Raw genomic sequence first — 17,372 nt, 5'->3', positions numbered from 1 at the left:
GTGCGTTCAGTCCTCGTCGAGCGACGGCCAGGCGAGTCGACCGCCCGCCATCTCGGCGATGTCGGCCAGGGTGAAGGAGTCGAGGAAGGCGCGCATGTGGGTGCCGGCCGCGCCCCAGATCGTGAGCAGCACGCACTGTCCCTCGTGATCGCAGGCGCCATCGGTGTGGGGTTCGCCGAAGTCGCCGGCGGTGATCGGACCGTCGACGGCCCGGACGATCTCGGACAGCTTGATGGTGGCCGGCTCGCGGGCGAGCACATAGCCACCGCCGACCCCGCGCTTGGACCGGACGAGGCCGGCCCCCTTCAGCGCGAGCAGGATCTGCTCCAGGTAGGGCTGGGGGAGGCCCGTGCGCTCGGCGATCTCCCGCACGGAGGTGGGAGCCTCTTCGGTGTGGAGTGCGAGGGAGAGCAGCGCTCGGGCTGCATAATCTCCTCGGGTCGATACGCGCATCGGTGCGAGCCTAGATCGTCCATCACGTTTGCGACGCACGCACGGTGCGGCACTGGAGCAGGATGTCCCTCATGACCACCGACGAACTCGTGCTCCCGGCCTACGGCCGGGGCTGCGTCACCGAGCTCGTACCGACGATTCTCGGGGCGGACGAGCCGGGCGAGGATGCCATCGTCGGCCCGGAGATCGCAGACGCGGCGGCGGTCGTCGTCCTCGTGCTCGACGGTCTCGGGTGGAATCAGCTCCGGGAACGGCCTGCGGTGGCGCCCACGCTCGCGGCGATGGCCGGCGGTCCGATCACGACGGTGGCGCCCTCCACGACCGCCACGGCGCTCACCTCGATCTGTACCGGCGCCCCGCCGGGCGTCCACGGCGTGGTCGGCTACCGGATCGACGTGGAGGGCGAGGTGCTCAACGCCCTGCGGTGGACCACCCCGCGCGGCGACGCCCGGGAGCGGATCGTTCCGGGCCGGTTCCAGCCCGAACCGGCGTTCCTCGGCCAGCGGCCGCTGGTGGTGACCATGGCGGGCTTCGAGGGCACCGGCTTCACGATGGCGCATCTCGCCGACGTCCGCCACGACGGATGGCACACCCTCCCGGGAATCGCGGTGAACGTGCGCCAGGCCGTCGCCGCCGGTGAGCCGTTCGTCTATGCGTACTACGACGGCATCGACAAGACCGCGCACGTGTACGGGTTCGGCGAGCACTACGACGCCGAGCTCGCGGCCTGTGACCGGATGGTCGCGGACCTGATGATGTCGCTGCCCCGCGGCACCGCCCTCGTGATCACCGCCGATCACGGCATCGTCGACTGCACGGGTCGCGGCGTCGCGCTCGACGACACGCTCGCCCGCCACATCGACCGCCAGTCCGGTGAGGCGCGGTTCCGCTGGTTGCATGCGGTGCCCGGTCACGCGCGGGACCTGGCCACGGCCGCCGAGGACTGCCACGGAGACACCGCCTGGGTTCGCACCGTGGACCAGGTCGTCGACGACGGCTGGTTCGGCCCCGAGGTCACCGATGCGGCGCGGGGGAGGCTGGGCGATGTCGCCGTCGTGGCGAAGGAGCAGTGGTACTTCCTGGACTCCGCCGATGCCCCACGTCACGAATTGGCCGGCCGTCATGGTTCACTGACGGCCGACGAGATGTACGTTCCGCTGCTCACGTTCGCCAGCTGACCCGAAAGGAATCTGCCGTGTCCGACTCGACGCCCCCCGAACTCCTCGACAATCCCGAGGTGCTCGACGCAACCGACGACACCGACGCGGAGAAGGACGGCGTCGACGAGACCGTCGATCACCCGGCCAAGGTGATGCGGATCGGAACGATGATGAAACAGCTCCTCGAGGAGGTCCGCTCGGCGACCCTCGACGAGGCCAGCCGGGATCGGTTGCGCGAGATCTACGCCACCTCCGTCGAGGAGCTGGGTGGGGCCCTTTCCCCCGATCTCCAGAGCGAGTTGAGCCGGCTCGCCCTGCCGTTCGACCGCGACGCGACGCCGAGCAGCGCCGAACTGCAGATCGCCAAGGCGCAGCTCGTCGGCTGGCTGGAGGGGCTCGTGCAGGGGATGCAGGCGATGCTTTTCGCCCAGCAGATGGCGGCGCAGCAGCAACTCCAGACGATGCGGGGACAGCTGCCCTCGGGCCGAGCCGATGGTGTGGACCCGGGCGAGGAACGTCCGGGCACCTACCTCTGAACATCGCGTTCCTCTGAACATCGCGTTCTCGCCGCGCTGGCGGTCGGGGGACGACCCCGGTATGGTCGAATGACACGGTTGTGATTTGTCCACACCGCGTCCACAGGCCGGTCCACAGCATCGATTCCAGGGGAGCCCATGGGCGATTCGTTCACCCACCTCCACGTCCACACCGAGTACTCGATGTTGGACGGGGCGTCGCGTCTCGACGACGTGATCCACGCCGCGGCCGTCGACGGTCAACCGGCCCTGGGGATCACCGACCACGGCAACATGTACGGCGTTCTCGACTTCTATCGCGGCTGTCGTGATCAGGGGATCAAGCCGATCATCGGCACCGAGGTGTACCTCGCCCACGAATCACGTGACGAGCGCCCGAGTCGCCGGGGCAAGGCCGACGATTCCGGCGGCGACACCGGTGGAGGGAGGAAGCTCTACTACCACGCGATCCTCCTTGCCGAGAGCGACGTGGGCTACAAGAACCTCATCCAGCTCTCGTCGAAGGCGTTCCTGGAGGGCTACCACTACAAGCCACGGGCGGACTGGGACCTCCTGGAGCAGTACCACGAGGGCCTCATCATCACGTCGGGATGTCTCGGTGGTCACGTCCTCCAGTCGCTCATGCAGGGCCAGGAGCAGGTCGCGCTCGAGCAGGCGGCGCGCTTCCAGGACATCTTCGGACGCGACAACTTCTTCATCGAGATGCAGGACCACGGCATCCCCGAGCAGCGTCGGACCAATCCGATGCTGCTCGAGATCGCGAAGAAGATCGGTGCGCCGCTCCTCGCGACCAACGACAGCCACTACACCCACCAGCACGACGCGGAGGCCCACGACGCGCTGTTGTGCGTGCAGACCGGCTCGCTGCTGGCCGACACCGACCGGTTCAAGTTCCACGGCGACCAGCACTATCTGAAGACCGCGGGCGAGATGCGACGTCTGTTCGAGGAGGTGCCGTCGGCGTGCGACAACTCGCTGTGGATCGCGGAGCGAGCCGACGTCACCATCGAGTTCGGTCAGCCCCAGCTGCCGGAGTTCCCCCTGCCGGAGGGCTTCGCGACCGACACGGACTATCTCCGCCACCTCACCTACGAGGGGGCCCGCAAGCGGTGGGGGCAGACCCTGTCGCCCGAGGTCACCGAGCGGCTCGACTACGAGCTCGGCGTCATCGACAGCATGGGGTTCTCCGCCTACTTCTTGATCACCTGGGACCTGATCCGGTTCGCCCGGGACAACGACATCCGGGTGGGCCCGGGCCGTGGTTCGGCGGCGGGTTGTGCGGTGGCCTACACGCTCTGGATCACGGATCTCGACCCGATCAAGTACGACCTGCTGTTCGAGCGCTTCCTCAACCCGTCGCGGGTGTCGATGCCGGACATCGACATGGACTTCGACACCCGCTACCGGGACAACATGATCCGCTACGCGGCCGACAAGTACGGCCGCGACAATGTCGCCCAGATCGTCACCTTCTCCCAGATCAAGGCCCGTGCCGCGGTGCGCGACGCCGCCCGCGTGCTCGGCTACCCCTACGCCGTCGGCGACAAGGTCGCCAAGGCGATGCCGCCGTTGATCATGGGCCGCGACACGCCGCTGAAGTACTGCTTCGAGGAGCACCCGAAGTACAACGACGGCTACAAGGCCGCCGGTGAGCTGCGCGACATGGTGAGCTCCGACGCCGACATCGCCCGCGTGGTCGAGGTCGCGAAGGGGCTCGAGGGGCTTCGTCGCCAGGACGGCATCCACGCCGCGGCGGTGGTGATCACCAACGAGCGGCTGACGGAATACCTGCCGATCCAGCGCAAGCCGGAGGCGGGGAAGACCATCGAGGAAGCGCCCGTCGTCACCCAGTACGAGATGCACGGGGTCGAGGATCTCGGGCTGCTCAAGATGGACTTCCTCGGTCTGCGCAACCTCGATGTGATCTCCGACTGCCTCGAGCTCATCCAGGAGACGCAGGGCGTCGAGCTCGACATCGACGCCGTGGACCTCGACGACGGGCCGACGTTCGATCTGCTCAAGCAGGGCAACACGATCGGCGTGTTCCAGCTCGAGTCCGGTCCGATGCGGGCCCTCATCCGCTCGCTCGCGCCCGACTCTTTCGACGACGTCGCCGCGCTCGTCGCCCTCTATCGGCCCGGTCCGATGGCGGCGAACATGCACAACGACTACGCCGACCGCAAGAACGGTCGGCAGGACATCACCTTCATCCACGACGACGCCCGCGAGATCCTGGGTGACACCTACGGCCTGATGATCTATCAGGAGAGCGTCATGCGGATGGCGCAGAAGTTCGCGGGCTACTCGCTGGCCGAAGCGGACTCCCTGCGCAAGGCGATGGGCAAGAAGATCCGTGAGGCGATGGAGAAGGAGCGGGAGAAGTTCGTCTCCGGCGTCGTGGCCAACGGCTACGAGCAGAGCCTGGCGACGGAGATGTTCGACATCATCGCCCAGTTCGCCGATTACGCGTTCAACAAGTCGCACTCGTACGGCTATGGCTATGTCGCCTACCAGATCGCCTATCTCAAGGCGAACTATCCGGTCGAGTACCTGTCGGCCCTGCTCACGAGCGTCAAGACGAAGCTCGAATCGGCGGCCGTCTACCTGAACGAGTGCCGCCTGATGGGCATCGAGGTCGAGGTTCCCGACATCAATCGGTCCGAGTCCGACTTCACACCCGTGCCGAACCTGGACTGGTCGACCGGAGCCGACGCCTCCGTCGCGCCGGGCCACATCGTGTTCGGGCTCTCGGCCATCCGCAACGTCGGCGTGGGGTTCGTGGAGAAGGTGCTCGAGGAACGCAACGCCAACGGTCCGTTCGCGTCGTTCGTCGACTTCGTCGAACGGGTCGATCTGGAGGCGCTCAACAAGCGCACGATCGAGTCGCTGATCAAGGGTGGCGCGTTCGACTCCCTCGGACACCCCCGCAAGGGCCTGCTCCAGGTCCACGAGCAGATCATCGATCTCACCGTGCAGCGGCGGAAGGAACACGACATGGGGGTCATGTCGTTGTTCGGCGAACTCGACGACGGCCCGACGTTCGACGAGCGGCCGCCGATCCCCGACATCGAGTTCGAGAAGATGCCGAAGTTGAGCCACGAGAAGGAGATGCTCGGGCTCTACATCTCGGATCACCCGCTGCTCGGTTTCGAGCAACAGGTGCGACGCAAGGCGGATTGCTCGGTCGGCGAGCTGGCCGACGCGGAGGACGGCGCGATCAAGAAGGTGGGTGGCGTGATCACCAACCTCCAACGCAAGTGGACGCGCAAGGGCGACCTCATGGCCGTGTTCGAGCTCGAGGACCTCGAAGGGTCGGTGGAGGTGATGGTGTTCCCCCGCACGATGCAGGAACACGGGCCCAAGCTGGAGGACGACACGATCGTGCTCGTCCGCGGCCGCACCGAGAACGGCGACGACCTGCCGAAGCTGTTCGCCCAGGACATCGAGGTCGTCGAGGACCTGTCCGACAACCAACCGGTGCGGGTGAGGCTCGACTCCATCAGCGAGGACGAATCGAAGATCATCGACCTCAAGGGCATTCTCGCCGCCCACCCCGGCGACTCGCCGGTGGAGCTGCACCTCAGCGATCGACGGGTGATCCGGCTGCCCGACGACTATGCCGTCAACAACGCGAACGGCGTGGTCGCGGAGCTCCGCGTGCTGCTCGGGCCGGACTCCATCCTCGTCTGATCCACGCGCCGTCGCGCCGCGTTCACGCGGCGTGAGGTTGCGATTCGGCCCCGGACCCTGAAAACTGTATGAGCCCGGTCGAGCGGTCGGGGAAGCGATTCACGTGAGTGGGGGCCGGCAGCCGATGGCGATCGAAGTCGAGACGAAGGACTGCACGGCGGTCAGCGATGCGGAGCTGGCGGAGATGGCGGATCTGTGCGCCGAGTCCCCCAACGCATTCGAGGTCGGCCTGCTGTCCAAGCAATGTGAGGAGTGGGTGCTCGTCACCGTCGCCAGCGAGGGCGGCAAGATCCGCGGCTACTCCTTCTGCACGCTCGAGCGCATCGGCGGCACGCCCAGCCTGCTCATCGGTGCCGGCCACATCTGCCGCACCACCAAGCGCGACACCGTCCTGCGGGCCATCATGACCGACCAGCTGCGGCGCAGCGTGTTGGCGTTCCCCGACGAGGACGTGCTCGTGGGCACCCAGATCAACGACGCCGGTGCCTTCGAGGCCTACAAGGCGCTCGACGACATCGTTCCCCGCCCGGGCCACAAGGCGTCCGGTGAGGAGCGAGCGTGGGGTCGTCGCCTCGTGAAGCGCTTCGGTATCGACGCCGGCAGCTACGAGGACCGCGAGTTCACCGTGCGGGGTGGCGGAAGCCAGCCCGTCGTCCTCGATCACTCGAGTGCCAAGCCCGAGAAGATCCCGGCCGATGTGGCCGCCCAGCTCGACGGTCTCGACGTGGAGGCCGGCGACACGCTGATCGCGTTCGGCTGGGCCATGGCCGAGGATCTCGAGAAGCTGCTCTGAGCGACACCCCGCCGTCGTTCGCCGAGGTCGTTCGGCGGCGGCGCATGACGCGGGCGTTCGTCGACACCGCAATCGCCGCCGACGTCGTGGACGCGATGGTCGACCGCGCTCGGCGGGCGCCGTCGGCGGGCAACACCGGCGGGACCGAGTTCCTGGTCCTGGAGGGTGCCGCGGCGACCGCCGCCTACTGGGACACGACGCTTCCGGCCGGCAGCCGGGCGACGTTCCCGTGGCCGAGCCTGCTCGCCGCGCCGGTGTTGATCGTCCCGTGGGTGGACCCCGACGCGTACGCGGCCCGCTACGCCGAGGACGACAAGGCCCACACCGGACTCGGCGCAGATCCGGCGGACTGGCCGGTGCCGTACTGGTTCGTCGACGGGGGAGCGGTCGTGATGGCGCTCCTGCTCGAGGCCGAGGCTCGTGACCTGGGCGCACTCTTCTTCGGACTCTTCGACCACGAGGACGCCGTCCGCGCCCGCTTCGGCGTCCCCGCCGGCCGCCGCGCCGTCGGTACGGTCGCCATCGGCCATCGCGCCCCCGATCGTCCGTCCGCATCCGCCACCCGACCCCGCCCACCCCTCGACGAGGTCATCCACCGCACCCACTGGTAGCGCTCCCGCCCGGTTCCCTTTCCCGAACTGGCGTGCACCCCGCCCGATTCTGTGGTCATGCACACGCCAGTTCGGGTGGGGTTGGTGGGTTGGGGGGTGGTGCCGTTACGCTCGGCAGCGTTCCGACTCGTCCGACCCGGAGGACCGATGGCCGCCAAAAAGGCAGCGAAAAAGCCCGCGAAGAAGCGCGCGACGAAGCGATCCAAGAAGCAGGTTCCGCTCGTCGACTACCTCCGGCTCGGTGAACGGCCCTATCTCTCGGCCAACGAGTGCAAGAACTGCGGGGCCCGCTTCTTCGACCGTCGCAATGCGTGCGCCAACTGTGGCAAGCAGGAGTTCAAGAAGGCGCGGGTGCGCAACGGCGCCAAGCTGAAGGCGTTCACCATCGTGCACCGTGCAGCGCCCGGCATTCCGGCGCCCTACGTCTCGGCGATCGTCGAGACCGACGATGGCACCACGGTTCGCTCCAACGTGGTGAACTGTGACCCGACCCCCGAGACGGTCGAGCTCGGCATGAAGTTGAAGCTGACCACCTATCCGATCGGCAAGGACGACGAGGGCACCGAGGCCGTCGCGTTCGGCTACGAACCCGTCTGAACGCACGAAAGGCACCGTGAACATGGCTACGAAGAGCACCAAGAAGTCCCCCGCCAAGAAGAAGCCGGCGGCGAAGAAGAAGACCGCCGCCGCGAAGATCGAGGACGACAGCGTCTGGCTGATCGGCACCGACATGACCGCGTTCGGGCGCTATCCCGACAAGGATCTCGTGGACCTCGGCGCGGAGGTGGCGATGAACGCGATGGCCGACGGTGGCGTCACGATCCAGGACATGGACGTCATCGGCGCGGGCACGCTGTTCCAGGCGAGCACGGGCTACGGCCAGCGTCTCCAGAAGCAGATCGGGCAGACCGGCGTTCCGGTGTTCAACGTGGCCAACGCGTGCGCCACCGGCGCCACCGCGTTGCGCACCGTCTACCTGTCGATCAAGGCCGGCGAGGCCGACATGGGACTCGCCGTCGGTGCCGAGCAGATGGGCAAGATGGGGCTCCTCGGCGGGGCGGGCTCCAAGAAGGAGAAGCACGTCTACGAACCCGATGGTCGCTATGGCGCGGTCACCGGGGTCGACGGCTACATCGGCACCGAGGGCATGCCGGGCGTTTTCGCCCAAGCGGGCATGGAGTACGCGAACGACTACGACGGCGTCGGCTTCGAGCAGTTCGCCAAGGTGGCGTACAAGAACCACCTGCACTCCACGCTCAACCCGCTGGCGCAGTACCGCAAGGAGTTCTCCATGGAGGAGATCATGGGGGCGCCCACGATGAGCTACCCCAACACGCTCCTCATGTGCTGCCCCACGGGCGACGGTGCCGCGGCTGCGGTCCTGGTCTCCGGCTCGCGGCTCAAGAGCATGCCCAAGAAGGTGCAGAAGCGGGCCGTGAAGATCTCCGCCTCGGTGCTGACCTCCGACCCGTACACGGAGTCGGCCCAGGTCCAGCCCGACGTCAACACGCTGACCCGCAACGCGTCGGTACAGGCCTACGAAACGGCCGGTGTCGACCCGAAGGATCTCGACCTCGTCGAGCTCCACGACTGCTTCGCGACGGCCGAGCTCATCCACTACGACAACCTCGGGCTCTGCGAGAAGGGCGGTGCGGGCGACTTCATCGACTCGGGCGCGCCGTTCCGTGACGGCACCACGCCGGTCAACGTGTCCGGTGGCCTGATCTCGAAGGGTCACCCGATCGGGGCGACCGGCGTCGCCAACGTGTTCGAGGTCGCCACCCACCTGCGGGGCGAAGCTGGTGATCGTCAGATCAAGGGCGCCAAGGTCGGTCTCGCGCACGTGATCGGCCTCGGGTCGGCCTGCGGCGTGCACGTCATGGAGAAGTCCGGCCTCTGAGCGACCGGCACCGCCGCGCGTACGAGCGGCTGCTGGTCGACGACGATCCGGCGGTGGCATGGCTCGCCGCCGGCGCCGCTGACCTGCGACCGTTCGCGGACGGGTCCCTGCCCGTACCGGCGGGTGCCGTGGTGGCTGGTCCCGACGATCTGCGGGAGATCCGAGACGTCGTCGACACCCAGCTGGGTGTCGGGTGTTGGCCGCGCAACGAGCTGATCGTGGGCGAACGACGGACCAGCCGCGTCGCGCTCCCGAGGGGCGCGGCAACGGCGCTCGTGCATGCGCTCGAGGGTCGGATCGAGCTGCGATCGCCCTGGGGGAAGTGGCGCACCGTCGTGGACATCATGGCGGTTCGGCTCGATGCGCTCGAGACCGTGACACTCGACGCGATCCGGCTTCCGTAGGCGCTGGTCCCACCCCGGGAAAACGGGCACCGCGCGATGCGCGCGGGTCCGGGGTGGCGCGTCTAGGTTCGGCGCGGTGACGCTACGCATCGACGTGATCGCCACCGACGACCCGGAGGGCGCCCAGATCGTGAGCTCGGCGCCGCTCATCGGCGTCGACGGACTCGACGACTGCCGGGTCAGCCGGGTGTACCACGTCGCCGGCGCGATCGAGTCCGGCGATCTGGACCGGCTGTGCACCGAGGTGCTGGTCGACCCGGTCGTCGACCGCCACACGATCGGCGAGCCGCCAGCCCCGGTGGGTCAGGCGGTGGAAGTCGCCCCGATGGCCGGCGTGACGGATGCGGACGCCCGTGAGCTGGAGCGGGCCGCGGCTCAGTTGGGACTCCCGGCGATCCAGGTGTCGACGGCGCGTCGCTACGACCTGGTCGGCGATCTCGATGCGACGGCGGTCGCCACGATCACCCGTCGCCTCCTCGCGAACGACACGATCGAGCGGTCGACCACCGGCGCGCTCGAGCCCGTCTTCGCGGGGGAGGCGAGCGTCGACGCCCGGGTCGACGACGTGCCGCTGGCCGGGCTCTCCGACGACGCGCTCGCCGCGCTCAGCCGCGAGCGGGTGCTCTCGCTCGACGTCAACGAGATGCGCGTCATCCAGGCCCACTTCGAGGCCGAGGGGCGCGCCCCGACCGACGCGGAACTCGAGACGCTCGCCCAGACCTGGTCCGAGCACTGTGTGCACAAGACCTTCCGGGCGCGGATCGAACTCACCCACACCGCCGCCGACGGCACGGTCACCGTGACCGAGCTCGACGGCCTCCTGCCCGCGTTGCGCGAGGTCACCGAGGAGCTCGATCCGTGGTGGCTCCGCAGCGCCTTCGTGGACGACGCCGGCATCATCGCCTTCGACGACGATCTGGACCTCGCGTTCAAGGTGGAGACCCACAACCATCCGTCCGCGTTGGAGCCGTTCGGTGGCGCGAACACCGGCGTCGGCGGTGTGGTGCGCGACATCCTCGGCGTGTCCGCCCGGCCGATCGCGTGCACCGACGTGCTCTGCTTCGGGCCCAGCGACCTGCCCGACGACCGGTTGCCCACCGGCGTGCTCCATCCCCGTCGCATCCGTGACGGCGTCGTGGCCGGGATCGGCGACTACGGCAACAAGCTCGGCCTGCCCACCGTCAACGGGGCGGTCCTCTACCACGAGGGGTACGTGGGCAACCCGCTCGTGTACTGCGGCGCCCTCGGGCTCCTGCCCCACGGCTCGCACCCGACCGAAGCCCAGCGGGGCGATCGCATCATCTCCATCGGCGGTCGGGTCGGGCGCGACGGCATCCACGGGGCGACCTTCTCGTCGGCCGGGATGGATGCTTCCACCGTGGACTCCGTCGGGTCGGCGGTGCAGATCGGCGACCCGATCACCGAGAAGGGGTGCATCGAGGTCGTCGAACGGGCGCGCGACGCTCAGCTCTACACGGCGATCACCGACTGTGGCGCCGGTGGCTTCTCGAGCGCGGTGGGCGAGATGGGCGAGGACCTCGGCGTCGAGGTCGATCTCGCCGGAGTGCCGCTGAAGTACCCCGGGCTGCAGCCGTGGGAGATCTGGCTGTCCGAGGCCCAGGAGCGCATCGTGATGGCGGTCCCACCGGGCAGGCTCGATGCCCTGCGGGCGCTCTGCGACGACTGGGACGTCGAACTCACCGATCTCGGCCACTTCACCGGTGACCGACGGCTCGTCGTGCGTCAGGGTGACCTCGGTGTCGTCGACATGCCGATGGCGTTCCTGCACGACGGGCTTCCTCGCCGCGAGATGGTCGGCGCCTGGACCGACCCCGCGCCCGCCCCACCGCTCGCGGCGACACCTGACGCAAAGCTGTTGCTCGCCCTGCTCGCGCACCCCGACGTGGCCTCGAAGGAGGACATCGTCCGCCGCTACGATCACGAGGTGCGGGGCGGCACCGTCGTGCGCCCGTTCATGGGCCCGCACGCCGACGGCCCCGCCGATGCCGCCGTGCTCAAGCCGCTCGGCACCGGCCACCACCCGATCGCCGCGGTGCTCAGCAACGGGATCTGTCCCCGCGTCGGCCTGCACGACCCGTGGGCGATGGCGTTGCTCGCGATGGACGAGGCGGTGCGCAACCTGGTCGCCGTCGGCGGCGACCCGGACCGCGTCGCCGTGCTCGACAACTTCTGTTGGGGTGACCCGACCAAGCCGGATCGCCTCGGCGGACTCGTTCGCGCCGTACAGGGCTGCACCGACGGTGCCCGCCGCTATCGGATGCCGTTCATCTCGGGGAAGGACAGCCTCTTCAACGAGTTCGACGGACAGGCGATCCCGGGCACGCTGCTCATCTCCGCCGTCGGCCTCGTGCCCGACATCGCGCACGCGATCAACAGTGCGGCGATGCAGCCCGGCCACGATCTCTGGCTGGTGGGGGAGGGCACCGCCCGTCTCGGGGGCTCGCTGGTGGACGCCGTCCTCGAACTCGGCGCCACCGAGGTGCCGCAGCCGCTCGACGATCCGTTGCCCCGCTACCGGGCCGTCCACGCCGCCATTGCCGGCGGACTGATCGCCGCCGCCCACGATGCGAGCGACGGCGGGCTGCTGGTCGCCATCGCCGAGATGGCGCTCGGGGCCCGTGCGGGCGTCCACGTCACGGTGCCGACCGACGGGCTCGATCCGCTCGCCGCGCTCACCAACGAAGCGCCGGGCCGGCTCGTCCTGGCCGCCTCGCCGGAACACCGTGACGCGGTCGCGGAGACGCTCGGCGGGCACGCCCGCCGCATCGGCGAGGTGATGGCCGACGACCGCATCGTGATCCGCGTGTCGGACGCACCCGACGACGCCGAAGGCCTGGAGCAGGCGAGCCACACCATCGTCGAGGTGAGCATCGACGATGCCGTCGCGGCCTTCACGGGAGCTGGGCGATGAGCGAGCCGCCGATCCTCATTCCCCACGCGTCCGGCACGAACCGCGACGGCGAGGCGGCCCAGGCGGTCGAGCTCGCCGGCGGTGATCCCCGCATCGTCCACGTGAACGAACTGCGCGACGGCCGGGTCGCGTTCGCCGACCACGCCGGGGTGCTCCTGCCCGGCGGGTTCAGCTACGGCGACGCGCTGGGCGCGGGTGGCCGGCTCGCGCTCGAGCTGCGCACCTGGTTCGCCGAGGAGCTCGCGGCCCTGGTGGCCGCGGGCCGGCCCGTTCTCGGCATCTGCAACGGATTCCAGGTACTGGTGAAGGCCGGCCTCCTGCCCGGGCCGATGTCGTCGCCGCGGGCGGTCACGCTCACCGAGAACGCCCGGGGCCGGTTCGAGTGCCGGTGGGTCACGTTGCGGGTGGACGTCCGCACCACGAGTTGGCTCTCCGCCGCCGAGGGCGCGGTGATCCGCTGCCCGATCGCCCACGGTGAGGGACGGATCGCGGTCACCGACCCCGGTGTCACACAGGGACTCGAGGACGGCGGGCAGATCGCCTTCCGCTACATGCACACGGGTGCCGCTCCCATCGAGGAGCCGCTGAAGCCCGCCGACGGCGCCTACCCGGCCAACCCCAACGGCAGCGTCGGCGACATCGCCGGGCTGTGCGATCCGTCGGGAGCCGTGGTCGGCCTCATGCCCCACCCGGAGGACCACGTGTTCGCCTGGCAGCGGCCGTCGGGCCCGGACGAGGGCTCGGGCCTTCCCGTGTTCGAGGCGTTCGTCGGGGCCGCCCGATGAGCATTGATCTCGGCCCCGCGTGGGCCGATCCGTTCGACGGTATCGACGCGGCCGCCGTCGCGGATCTCGGCCCGGTCATCCGGGGCAAGGTGCGCGACATCGTGGACCTGGGCGACACCCTCGCGCTGATCGCGACCGACCGGATCAGTGCGTTCGACCATGTCCTCGGCACCGTCCCGTACCGAGGCCAGGTCCTGAACGAGCTCGCCGCGTGGTGGTTCGAACGGATCGCCGACATCGTGCCCTCCCACGTGGTCTCCGTCCCCGACGCCAACGTCACCATCGGCCGCCGGTGTCGCACCCTGCCGGTGGAGGTCGTGGTCCGCGGCCGGCTCTCCGGGTCGACCTCCACCGCCCTGTGGACGAAGTACGCGGCGGGGGAGCGGGAGATCTACGGCCTGGCCTTCCCGGACGGCATGCAGAAGAACGACGCGCTGCCGCAGCCGGTCATCACGCCGACGACCAAGGCCGAGCAGGGCGCCCACGACGAGCCGATCACCGAACGCGAGATCGTGGCGACCGGCCTGGTCGACGCGGCGCGCTGGGACGAGGTGCGCACGGTCGCCCTCGACGTGTTCGCCCGGGGGCAGGAACTCGCGGCTGCGGCCGGGCTGGTGCTCGTGGACACGAAGTACGAATTCGGGCTCGACGACGACGATCGCCTGACGATCATCGACGAGGTCCACACGCCCGACAGTTCCCGCTACTGGCGGGCCTCCACCGTCGACGCCCGTCTGGCCGCCGGGCTCGAGCCGGAGAACCTCGACAAGGAGGCCGTGCGTCTCGTCTACGCGGAGCGGGGCTATCGGGGCGACGGCGACCCACCGGCCCTCGACCGGCCGCTCGCCGAACTCGCCGCCGGGGTCTATCAGGAAGCCTTCGCGGCGCTGACCGGTGCGCCGTTGGTGCCGGCGAGCTACCCGGCCGCACCACGCGTCGTCGACGCGATCCGAGGCGCGGCGACATGACCGAAACTCATCCCACGCGCGTGGCGTCGCCCGCGCGAGGATGCAGACTGGTCGGGGACTCGGGAGGGACGACCGCGTGAGTGACGATCCGCTCGTCGGCGTGATCATGGGCAGCGACTCCGACTGGGAGACGATGCGCCTCGCCGCCGACACCCTCGGAGAATTCGGCGTCGCCCACGAGGCCCGCGTCGTGTCGGCCCATCGCACCCCCGACCTGATGGTCGACTACGCGGAATCGGCCGAGACCCGCGGCCTCCAGGTCGTCATCGCCGGTGCCGGCGGTGCCGCCCATCTGCCCGGGATGGTCGCGGGGCACACGATCGTCCCGGTGATCGGCGTCCCCATCAAGAGCCGCGCTCTCAACGGCCTCGACTCGCTGTTGTCCATCGTGCAGATGCCCGGGGGCGTGCCCGTCGCGACGATGGCCATCGGCCCGGCCGGCGCCACGAACGCGGCGTTGCTCGCGGTCGCGATGCTGGCCCGCCACGACGACGCGCTGGCCGACGCCCTGCACGCCTACCGGGCCCAGCGCAATGCGCAGGTCCGGGCCATCGAGCTGGACCGCTGACGATGGCCGACCCGCTGCTCCCCGGTTCCACGATCGGCATCGTCGGCGGCGGGCAGCTCGGCCGGATGTTGACGCAGGTCGCGCACCAGCACGGCTATCGCGTCGTCGTCTTCACCGGCGGGGAGAAGGACAGCCCGGCCGGGAGCGTCGCCGAGATCGAGATCGCCGCGCCGTTCGACGACGAGACGGCCCGCGCCCGCTTCCTTACCGAAGCCGATGTCGTCACCTGGGAGTTCGAGAACGTCGACCCCGGGTTGGCCGACGCGGCGCTCGACGCAGGTCTGCCCGTGCGGCCGTCCGGTTCGGTCATCGCCGCGGCTCAGGACCGTGAGAAGGAGAAGCGGGCGCTCGAAGCCGCCGGCGTCGTCGTGGCACCCTGGCGCCCGGCCCGCACGCTCGGCGAGCTGCGCGAGGCCGTCGAGGCGCTCGACGGGCCCGTGATCGCCAAGGCGGCCCGGTTCGGATACGACGGCAAGGGCCAGGTGCGTATCGACTCGCTCGACACCGTCGCAGCTGCGTGGGAGCAGCTCGAGGGTGCCCGCCTGGTCGTCGAGACCGTCGTGCCCTTCGTACGCGAGCTCTCGGTCATTGTCGCCCGCGGCGTCGACGGCCAGATCGTGGACCACGGCGTGATGGAGAACGACCACGTCGACCACATCCTCGACACCACGATGGTGCCCGCCTCGATCCCGTCGTCGCGCGCTGACGAAGCCCGCGGGCTGGCGCATCGGATAGCGGAGGCTTGGGACCTCGTGGGCGTGCTGTGCGTCGAGATCTTCGACACCGACACGGCCCTGCTGGTCAACGAGGTCGCGCCGCGGCCCCACAACTCGGGCCATTGCACGATCGAGGCCGCGCCCGCCTCCCAGTTCGAACAGCAGCTCCGCGCCGCCTGCGCGCTCCCGCTCGGCGACGGCGCCTGTCGCCCCGCCGCAATGGTGCAGCTTCTCGGCGATCTGTGGTCGGACGGCCCGCCCGCCTGGCCGGCCGCGCTCGCCGATCCCGGCGTGCACCTCCATCTGTACGGCAAGGCCGACGCGCGGCCGGGCCGGAAAATGGGGCATCTGACCTGTGTGGGCGACACGCCCACCGACGCACTACAAAAGGCCCTCGACGCGCGCCATGCGCTCTCCGGACGGTGATTCCCGTGTTCCCAGCAGGTGACGATCTCCACGAGGAGTGCGGCGTGGTCGGGGTGCATGCGCCCGGCCAGGACGCGGCGCGGCTCACGTTCTTCGCCCTCTACACCCTCCAGCACCGCGGCCAGGAGGCCGCGGGCATCGTCACCGCCAACGAGGGGGTGGCCCACGTCCACAAGGGTCAGGGCCTCGTCGCCAGCGTGTTCAACGAGGAGAACCTGTCCACCCTGCCGGGCGGACTCGCCATCGGCCACAATCGCTACTCCACGACCGGTGGCAGCGGCATCCGCAATGCCCAGCCGCAGGTGATCGAGACGATCGACGGTCCGCTGGGGGTGGCCCACAACGGCAACCTCGTCAACGCCCACGTCCTGCGGCGGGAGCTGCTCGAACGCGGCGTCGGGCTCCAGACGTCGAGCGATACCGAGGTGATGGTCCACCTCCTGACCGGTGCGGGCGGCGACTGGATGAGCCGCATCAAGGTGCTGATGAGCCGGGCCGAGGGCGCCTTCGCCCTCACGATCCTCACCCGCGACGCGATCTACGGCGTGCGCGATCCCTGGGGGTTCCGCCCGCTGGTGATCGGCAAGATCGAGAACGGCTACGTCCTGGCCTCCGAGACCTGCGCTTTCTCGGCCATCGGCGCGGAGCTGGTGCGCGAGGTCGAGCCGGGCGAGATCGTCCGCATCGACGACAACGGTCTGCACATCGAGCAGGGCGCGGTGCCGAAGCAGAAGGCGTTCTGCACGTTCGAGCAGATCTACTTCTCCCGCCCCGACTCCATGCACGGCGGTCGGTTGGTGCACTCCACCCGTCAGCGGCTCGGGCGCGAGCTCGCCCGCGAGGCGCCGGTCGAAGCCGATCTCGTGTGTCCCGTGCCCGACTCCGGCACACCCCACGCCGTCGGGTTCGCCCAGGAGTCGGGCATTCCCTACACCGAGGGTCTGATCAAGAACCGCTATGTCGGCCGCACCTTCATCGAGCCCACGCAGCAGCTCCGGTCGGCCGGCGTGGCGATGAAGTTCAACCCGCTGGGCGACAACCTCTTCGGCAAGCGGGTCGTGATGGTGGACGACTCGATCGTGCGGGGTACGACGTCGGGTCCCCTCGTGCAGATGCTGCGCGACGCCGGCGCCGCGGAGGTGCACGTGCGGGTGGCCTGCCCGGCGATCACCGACCCGTGCTACATGGGTGTGGACATGGCGTCGCGCGACGAGCTGATCGCCGCCCAGAAGAGCGTCGAGGAGATCTGCGCCCACATCGGCGCCGACTCGCTCGCCTTCCTCTCGATCGACGCGCTGATGCGCGGGCTCGACGCGGAGGACGGCTACTGCAACGCCTGCTTCACGGGCTCGTACCCGTTCGAGGCGGAGCAGTTCGTCCAGCTCCAGCTGAAGACCAAGGAGCAGTTCGCGAAGGTCTGGGGCGACTGA

General features: G+C 69.4%; 15 protein-coding genes. 14 read left to right on the top strand and 1 reads right to left on the bottom strand.

Going from position 1 to position 17,372, the window contains the following annotated elements:
- Window positions 1-6 precede the first annotated feature (6 nt).
- A complete protein-coding gene (locus R8F63_07780; protein MDW3218501.1) occupies window positions 7-453 on the bottom strand; it encodes an Rrf2 family transcriptional regulator in 447 nt (148 codons plus the stop codon).
- Window positions 454-524: 71 nt separating this feature from the next.
- Between R8F63_07780 and R8F63_07775 the strand changes: the two genes are divergently transcribed.
- From R8F63_07775 to purF, 14 genes are all read left to right on the top strand, one after another.
- Window positions 525-1,631, top strand: a complete 1,107-nt coding sequence (locus tag R8F63_07775) for an alkaline phosphatase family protein (protein ID MDW3218500.1) — start codon at window positions 525-527, stop codon at window positions 1,629-1,631.
- Between the two features lie 17 nt (window positions 1,632-1,648).
- Window positions 1,649-2,149: a proteasome activator gene (locus R8F63_07770; protein MDW3218499.1), complete on the top strand. Its 501-nt coding sequence runs from the start codon at window positions 1,649-1,651 to the stop codon at window positions 2,147-2,149.
- Window positions 2,150-2,287: 138 nt separating this feature from the next.
- Entirely contained in the window at window positions 2,288-5,839 is a 3,552-nt protein-coding gene (gene dnaE, locus R8F63_07765; protein ID MDW3218498.1) for a DNA polymerase III subunit alpha, read from the top strand.
- Window positions 5,840-5,942: 103 nt separating this feature from the next.
- Window positions 5,943-6,632 (top strand): hypothetical protein, encoded by a 690-nt coding sequence (locus R8F63_07760; protein MDW3218497.1) that lies wholly within the window; start codon window positions 5,943-5,945, stop codon window positions 6,630-6,632.
- Window positions 6,596-7,243 (top strand): nitroreductase family protein, encoded by a 648-nt coding sequence (locus R8F63_07755; protein ID MDW3218496.1) that lies wholly within the window; start codon window positions 6,596-6,598, stop codon window positions 7,241-7,243. Before R8F63_07760 ends, R8F63_07755 begins: the two co-directional genes overlap by 37 nt.
- A 147-nt stretch (window positions 7,244-7,390) precedes the next feature.
- Window positions 7,391-7,840, top strand: a complete 450-nt coding sequence (locus R8F63_07750; GenBank protein MDW3218495.1) for an OB-fold domain-containing protein — start codon at window positions 7,391-7,393, stop codon at window positions 7,838-7,840.
- Window positions 7,841-7,862: 22 nt separating this feature from the next.
- A complete protein-coding gene (locus tag R8F63_07745) occupies window positions 7,863-9,143 on the top strand; it encodes a thiolase family protein (protein ID MDW3218494.1) in 1,281 nt (426 codons plus the stop codon).
- A gap of 53 nt (window positions 9,144-9,196) precedes the next feature.
- Window positions 9,197-9,547: a hypothetical protein gene (locus R8F63_07740; GenBank protein MDW3218493.1), complete on the top strand. Its 351-nt coding sequence runs from the start codon at window positions 9,197-9,199 to the stop codon at window positions 9,545-9,547.
- A 76-nt stretch (window positions 9,548-9,623) separates the two neighbouring features.
- Window positions 9,624-12,479 (top strand): phosphoribosylformylglycinamidine synthase subunit PurL, encoded by a 2,856-nt coding sequence (purL, locus tag R8F63_07735; GenBank protein MDW3218492.1) that lies wholly within the window; start codon window positions 9,624-9,626, stop codon window positions 12,477-12,479.
- A complete protein-coding gene (gene purQ, locus R8F63_07730; GenBank protein ID MDW3218491.1) occupies window positions 12,476-13,264 on the top strand; it encodes a phosphoribosylformylglycinamidine synthase I in 789 nt (262 codons plus the stop codon). Before purL ends, purQ begins: the two co-directional genes overlap by 4 nt.
- On the top strand, window positions 13,261-14,232 hold the full coding sequence (locus tag R8F63_07725; protein MDW3218490.1) for a phosphoribosylaminoimidazolesuccinocarboxamide synthase: 972 nt from the start codon (window positions 13,261-13,263) through the stop codon (window positions 14,230-14,232). Before purQ ends, R8F63_07725 begins: the two co-directional genes overlap by 4 nt.
- Before the next feature lie 76 nt (window positions 14,233-14,308).
- Window positions 14,309-14,800: a 5-(carboxyamino)imidazole ribonucleotide mutase gene (gene purE / locus R8F63_07720; GenBank protein MDW3218489.1), complete on the top strand. Its 492-nt coding sequence runs from the start codon at window positions 14,309-14,311 to the stop codon at window positions 14,798-14,800.
- 2 nt (window positions 14,801-14,802) lie between these two features.
- Window positions 14,803-15,942 (top strand): 5-(carboxyamino)imidazole ribonucleotide synthase, encoded by a 1,140-nt coding sequence (locus tag R8F63_07715; GenBank protein MDW3218488.1) that lies wholly within the window; start codon window positions 14,803-14,805, stop codon window positions 15,940-15,942.
- Window positions 15,943-15,947: 5 nt separating this feature from the next.
- On the top strand, window positions 15,948-17,372 hold the full coding sequence (purF, locus tag R8F63_07710; GenBank protein MDW3218487.1) for an amidophosphoribosyltransferase: 1,425 nt from the start codon (window positions 15,948-15,950) through the stop codon (window positions 17,370-17,372).

This window comes from Acidimicrobiales bacterium, from assembly GCA_033344915.1.
Lineage (GTDB): Bacteria > Actinomycetota > Acidimicrobiia > Acidimicrobiales > Aldehydirespiratoraceae > JAJRXC01.
This window is presented reverse-complemented; position numbering and strand designations above follow the sequence as displayed.

Coding starts and splice junctions, on each gene's coding strand:
- R8F63_07780 (MDW3218501.1), bottom strand. CDS start 453: ATGCGCGTATCGACCCGAGGAGATTATGCAGCCCGAGCGCTGCTCTCC.
- R8F63_07775 (MDW3218500.1), top strand. CDS start 525: ATGACCACCGACGAACTCGTGCTCCCGGCCTACGGCCGGGGCTGCGTC.
- R8F63_07745 (MDW3218494.1), top strand. CDS start 7,863: ATGGCTACGAAGAGCACCAAGAAGTCCCCCGCCAAGAAGAAGCCGGCG.
- R8F63_07725 (MDW3218490.1), top strand. CDS start 13,261: ATGAGCATTGATCTCGGCCCCGCGTGGGCCGATCCGTTCGACGGTATC.
- dnaE (MDW3218498.1), top strand. CDS start 2,288: ATGGGCGATTCGTTCACCCACCTCCACGTCCACACCGAGTACTCGATG.
- R8F63_07715 (MDW3218488.1), top strand. CDS start 14,803: ATGGCCGACCCGCTGCTCCCCGGTTCCACGATCGGCATCGTCGGCGGC.
- R8F63_07750 (MDW3218495.1), top strand. CDS start 7,391: ATGGCCGCCAAAAAGGCAGCGAAAAAGCCCGCGAAGAAGCGCGCGACG.
- purQ (MDW3218491.1), top strand. CDS start 12,476: ATGAGCGAGCCGCCGATCCTCATTCCCCACGCGTCCGGCACGAACCGC.